This is a genomic window from Allobosea sp. 05T422_2 (genome assembly GCF_056396265.1).
This window is the reverse complement of sequence record NZ_JBFTLD010000358.1, coordinates 1-5,746: the sequence shown is the minus strand read 5'-3', so window position 1 is coordinate 5,746 and position 5,746 is coordinate 1. Positions and strand designations below refer to the sequence as shown.

The following is a 5,746-nucleotide window of genomic DNA, read 5'->3' as shown; positions in this document are numbered from 1 at the left end:
GTTCAGGACTTCAACTGAGCCGTAGTAGGAGGCAAGCAGGCCAGCTTCGCCGCGGCATCTCCACGCCCTCCCACTCGTTAGACCACAATCGCCGCGGACTATGCCGCTGGGCGCCCTGCAGGCTCCACGATGTCTGTTAGGGCGTCTCCGGCGGCTTCCGGGCTGTCCTTGAGAGCGCCGTCAGCAARCGAGACCACGCCGACGAGCCGCTTGTTGCGATCGACAACGGGAAGGCGTCGGATTTGGTTGTCCCCCATATTGTGGATGACGTGGTCCATCTCCTCATCCTCGAAGCAGTATTTGACATCGCGCGTCATCACGTCGCGAACCAGGGCCAACCCATCACGCCCCTCGGCAAGAGCCCGCACAACAATATCGCGGTCGGTGATCGTGCCGACCAATCGATCGACGTCGCCGACGGGTAGGAAGCCAATATCCTCTTCGGCCATACGGCGAGATACCGCCTGCAAGGTCTCGTCCGGGCGGGCGATATGAGCCCCTCGGGTCATCGCTTCGGATACCTTCATATCAATGACTCCTCTCTTCGACGTGAGGGTTCAACGCTCCGGTGCCGGTACCGTTCCAGTTGACTTCGTCACCTGCGCCGGCGCGATCGTGCCGGCGGAATCCATGCCGCCGCTATCCTCGGCAACCGCCCCTATTCCTATTTCGGCCCCCTCGGAGACCTCGTCCGAAGGCCAACGCTGACCAATGTCAATGACCCGCGCGATCCTGATCGCCTGACCTCGTCTGGGGAAACCATGCACCGCGGCTCCCGCAACGAACTCGGACGCACGTGATGGGCACGAAGTTGTCGTGATCGAGAGATGCGAACTCGCCGAACCGCTCGGCGCCGGCGCCAGCGCAGCAAGCGAAACGGCAACTTCCACGAGCCTTGCCGCTAGGCAGCATCGAGGCATGCCGCGCCATCCCTGAGCTTGGGGGAGTCCCTTTGCTGCATGTGACTTCCATCACAGTCACACTGCGGATCGTCGAATATCACGCCGGACAACGCTGTGGAGACAGATCGCTAAGGACCCAAGGTCAATCGGACATCACGCCATATCCGAACATCTTCACCGCGCTTTACCGCGACACCGGCCGACTGCGACGTCGCGTCAACCGAGGTACCAGCCATGCGCAAGACCGCGATCCTTCTCTATGGCCTCCTGTCATACGCGTTCTTCTTCCTGACCTTTGTTTATGCGATCGGTTTCGTCGGCGGGTTTCTTGTGCCGAAGGGTATCGACGACGGGCCGGCAACGCCGGTGGCGCAGGCCCTCCTGGTCAACTTCGCATTGCTGTCGCTCTTTGCGGTCCAGCATAGCGTCATGGCCCGTCCAGGGTTCAAACGCTGGTGGCTCGGCTGGATCGATCCGGYGCTGGAGCGGCCAACCTATGTGCTGCTCGCAACGGCGGCCCTTGCGCTCTTGTTGTGGCAATGGCGGCCCTTGCCGGAGAGCGTCTGGAGCGTGACCAATCCGACGCTGGCGGCGACTCTGATCGGGCTCTCCCAGTTCGGATGGCTGTTCGTCCTGCTCTCGACCTTCATGTTCAGTCATTTCGAGCTTTTTGGGCTGAAGCAGGTATTCGTGCGTTTCGCCGGCCGTAGAATGCCGGAAGCCGAATTCAGGACGCCGGGTCTGTACAAGCTTGTTCGGCATCCGATCTATCTCGGCTTCATTATCGCCTTCTGGGCTACTCCCGTCATGAGCCAGGGCCATTTGCTCTTCGCGGCAGGGACGACGGCCTACATACTGGTTGGCATCATGCTGGAAGAGCGCGACCTGATCGCGCTGTTCGGCGACGACTACAGACGCTACCGCGAGCGCGTCGCGATGCTCCTGCCGCTTTGGGGCCAAATCCGTTCGGCGCAACGCAATCCAGCATCGCCCCGCACAAATGACACGACGTGGTCGGCTCAGCCGCCCTCACGTTCGCCCTGATCATAGGCATCAATCCGGACGCCGGGGTTTTCCGCCGGCGCCAGAAAGGAAACTCGCGATTTCAGCGGGTTTCCTCCGATGCTCAGGGCCGTCAGGGGATCAGGGAGTGTATAACGAGGGGTAATCGGGGTCTTTCCGCTTGGCAGCGGGTTTGACTCGGGAGATCATTGCAACGCGGCTTATGTTGCTTTGGGTCTGGGGAAAAATGAGCGTCACCGCCATGCTTTACGCCCTCATTGGGCTCTCGGCTCTCCTTGTCGTGGCTGTCTTCGTGCACACGAAGGATGACAGCCGGCGTCAACGCCGGCACTACGATCTGCGGCACCGCGGCACCTACGGGGCGTTTAGCCGAAGGATCCGCATTTGAGATTGGCGATCAGTGCCAGTTGTCGATGTCACGCTCGTGGGCGTCCTCGTCAACGCTGAGCCAGCACTCGGTCATCGGGACCCCGAAGCTCTCATAGGTAAACTCGAAGCCGACATTGGCTCTACGGCGTCTGATCCGGGCCGAACCTGGGGAGGTCGCCGGGGGGCCTTGGAGATGTGTCTGCTTAACCGCTACCCCGGCTCCTGCCGTCGAAGCATTGCATGGCGAGGTCGTGGTCAAGCAAGGACAGGATCATGCCTTGCCCCTCCGAAAGGAGTGCCTGGCTGCGTTGATCTCCGGTCCGCCCGTGGCGGCAATGACGATGCGAAGGCTTTCCGTCGCGGAGAGGCTGGTGGGCGACCGCTGCGGCCCTCACCTCTCAAGCGCGCGCGCCATCCTGGCGTTGGCGGGTTTAGCTGTCACACTCCAAGGATGCCGATGGTGCCGGGATCCGGAACAGCCTCGGCTATCGCGATGGCATCGCTCTCGATCAAGGTCGCGAGGCGGCAGTAATCGTCTAAGCTAAACATCACGCAGCGTTGATCCTGGGACCACCGGGTGATCACCTCCCAGACGACGTCGTACTCCTCGCAGAGGCCGCGAAATTGCAGGACTTGCATTTGCCCGAAGCGATTGCGGAACGCGGGAAGTCTAAGCATGAGACGGGCAAGCCCGCGTTCTTGAGCCGACATGGAACGCCCTCGTGAACCCCCCAGAAGACATAGGCAAGGAACGCATCGGCTACGGCGCAAGGCAGGAACGACGTCGAGTATCACCATTTCGATGGCAAATACTGACACTGAATGCCAATTACCTCAAATGTACTTTGCAGTGCGATCCACAATTTGCGCGTTCGATGCGGCATCGTAGTTAAGCAGGATTTGCCGGGTTCGCAGAAAGCCCGTGTGCCGGGAGTTCGACGGTTCTCCCGACCAATCCAGTCGACTTAGAACTCTGGATATCGTCCCCTTGAGAAGGGCCTTAAAAGAGCGCCACGAGATGGAGCGGCCGAGGCGAGGTACGCGGCGCGTCCGCTTCCGACCGAGATTGGCTGCATCGGCCAGGGCCAGCATCGCAGTGACATTCCGCGGGGTGTCGCCTGTGCCGCCGTGTGGGAAGTAATCGGCCACGCCCGTAGGGGGTCAAACGGCATGCCGCTCACAGCTTGCAGAAGGCGGCACTGAAGGCGCTCCCAGCCTTCAGTTGGAGAGCTTACGCGCTCTGCTTGGAAGATCGGGAAACCAGCGCGCTCCTCGAGGAGACCAGTAAAGCAAGCCGTTGAATTCGGATTGGCCTGCTCCGCGATGGCCTCCCCAAGGATGGCAATGTGCTCGAGATCGGTACAGCAGAGCTCGTAGAGAATTTTCTCCTCCGGTGAACGCGCTGTTCGTGGTGCCCCGAAAGGCGAAAGCCTTGCCACGGCCGAGGCTCCGGCCGGCGTCAGCGAGATCCCATACCTGGCTGGGGTACTGGCATCCGTCGAGACCCTCCCAGTCGGACCTATGCGCTACTGCTGCTCCCGCCATCGAAGTGTGTCAGGGCGTAGTCGGGCACCCTGTCCAGAAGCGCTGGGAATGCTCGATCATGCTTCGCTCCGTCGGAAGAGGCGATGGGTGCGCGGATCGCCGGGCCACTCGACTTGCCGCCACGTCGCGGCTTGCCGGCTCAACGCCGTCAGCAGGGCTGCTGCTGATCCGGACGAACTGCGCCGTCGGCGCGCCCAGCGAACCAGCGGACGATGACCACCCCAAGCGCGAGGGCGGCGACGGCGCACGACCAGATGGCGAGGACCATGTGCATTACTCCTTTTTTTGGGGTTCCTCTGCCTACCATGCGTCCGCCATGTCCGGCTTGTTCGTTCAAGCCATGCACGTGCTCATCACCGCCATTCCTTGCGACGTCTCGGGCAACCGGAGCCGGTCCAATTCCCGACGTTGGCTGGGTTCGCCTTCGGGCCAATCGGGGCTTCGTTTACCTCAGCCCTCAGCCCCATTCTCTCAGAAATTATCCACTCTTGGCCCCAGAGTTGAGTTAGTGGCGGAGCGGCTTCGCGGTCCGGCCGGAGCCAGTGGCCTGCTGGTCGCGCTCTTATTTGAGCAGCATTGGGACGATGACAAGCGCGGCAACAGCAAGCACGGCCCCTATGCGCAGCCAGACAGCTCTGAGGTGTTTCCTCGCAAGCATAAGGCGCTCTCCACGCAACGATGGAACTCAAATGCCGATCCCGTAGCTGTCATGCACCATTGTGACGGGATCAGCCAATTCTTGATGTCATCATGAACCGCCCCTTCCGGAGCGCAAGCCGTATTGAGTCGCTAGGTGCGTGGCCGCTGTCACAACTTTGTCAGCGAGCGAAGTTGCCGGGGCTGGCAGGTGAGGACTGCGGTAAGCCGCGGTACGACGGGATCACTTACGTTGGACAGCACAGAAAACCGGACCGTCCCGATGGTGGTGGGTTTGCGCGACGGCAATGAGCCGTCGCGCAAACCATTTAGCCCTTTGTGACGATGGGCGTTGCAACCGGCGGGGGTGCTTTGCCCTTGCCCTTGCCAAACCCAACGCAGCCGCCAGCGGCAAGCAAAGCAAACGAAACGACAAGAATAGCCGACTTCTTCATCTGTTGACCCTCGAATATCGTTGCTACGTTTTTGATAGAAATTGCTCCGTAGCAACGTTTGGTTAAAACAGCGGGTGATCTTCCTACACGATGCCCGCTGCAACGACCTCCAGCGGTCCAGCCAATTTCCAGCAAGACCGMAGGAGTTCCATTCGCCGCGCGTCAGAACTTGTAGTTCACGCCGACGCGCAGGAGTCCGGCGCCGCCGCCGCCATTGCTGACCGCGGTATAGGTTCCGGCCGGCAGCACGCCGCCCGCGKGGTTTTCGAAGACCTGGGTCCGTCGGCCCTCGCCTGTATCGACGTAGAGGCCTTCGAGCTTGACCGTCCAGTTATTGGTGAAGGCGTATTCGACGCCGCCGCCGATGGTCCAGCCGGCATTGCTCGTCGTGTTGCCGGTCAGCGGGTTGGTGTTCAGGCCGCCATAGGCCAGACCGCCGGTGATGTAGACCAGGGTCCGGTCGAAGGCATAGCCGATGCGGGCGCGCACGGTGCCGAAATAGGCGCCGTCACCGCCGCCTCTACCGGCCCACCAGGTGTATTGGCCCCACGCCACGCTACCGCCTGTATCGACATACTGGATATCGGTCTCAAGGCCGTAGACAATCGCGCCGGACTGCCAGTTATATCCGATCTGGCCGCCACCGACGAACCTGCCATCACCACCGCCGACACCGCTCAGGACGCTGGAAGAGCCAGCAGTCGGCCCGTTGACGACGATCTCGCCCGAGTCAGCCCAGCCCACGCCGGCGTTGAGACCGACATAAAGACCAGCCCAGGTGAACAGGGGCGCGTAGACGATCGGGGGAGGCGGAGC

The 5,746-nt window shown here is 61.5% G+C and carries 5 protein-coding genes; 2 read left to right on the top strand and 3 right to left on the bottom strand.

Going from position 1 to position 5,746, the window contains the following annotated elements:
• Positions 1–98 precede the first annotated feature (98 nt).
• A complete protein-coding gene (locus AC1DJT_RS33755; RefSeq protein WP_476835785.1) occupies positions 99–527 on the bottom strand; it encodes a CBS domain-containing protein in 429 nt (142 codons plus the stop codon).
• A 609-nt stretch (positions 528–1,136) separates the two neighbouring features.
• On the opposite strand from AC1DJT_RS33755, the gene mddA reads away from it, so the two are divergent.
• Positions 1,137–1,946 (top strand): methanethiol S-methyltransferase, encoded by an 810-nt coding sequence (gene mddA / locus AC1DJT_RS33750; RefSeq protein ID WP_476835784.1) that lies wholly within the window; start codon positions 1,137–1,139, stop codon positions 1,944–1,946.
• A gap of 786 nt (positions 1,947–2,732) precedes the next feature.
• On the opposite strand, the gene AC1DJT_RS33745 is transcribed toward mddA, so the two are convergent.
• The gene (locus AC1DJT_RS33745) at positions 2,733–3,005 is read right to left on the bottom strand and encodes a hypothetical protein (protein ID WP_476770902.1); all 273 of its coding nucleotides are present in this window, start codon (positions 3,003–3,005) and stop codon (positions 2,733–2,735) included.
• Positions 3,006–4,155: 1,150 nt separating this feature from the next.
• On the opposite strand from AC1DJT_RS33745, the gene AC1DJT_RS33740 reads away from it, so the two are divergent.
• The gene (locus AC1DJT_RS33740) at positions 4,156–4,593 is read left to right on the top strand and encodes a hypothetical protein (protein WP_476770903.1); all 438 of its coding nucleotides are present in this window, start codon (positions 4,156–4,158) and stop codon (positions 4,591–4,593) included.
• Positions 4,594–5,092: 499 nt separating this feature from the next.
• On the opposite strand, the gene AC1DJT_RS33735 is transcribed toward AC1DJT_RS33740, so the two are convergent.
• The coding region (locus AC1DJT_RS33735; protein ID WP_476835783.1) for an outer membrane protein at positions 5,093–5,746 on the bottom strand (654 nt) is incomplete at its 5' end.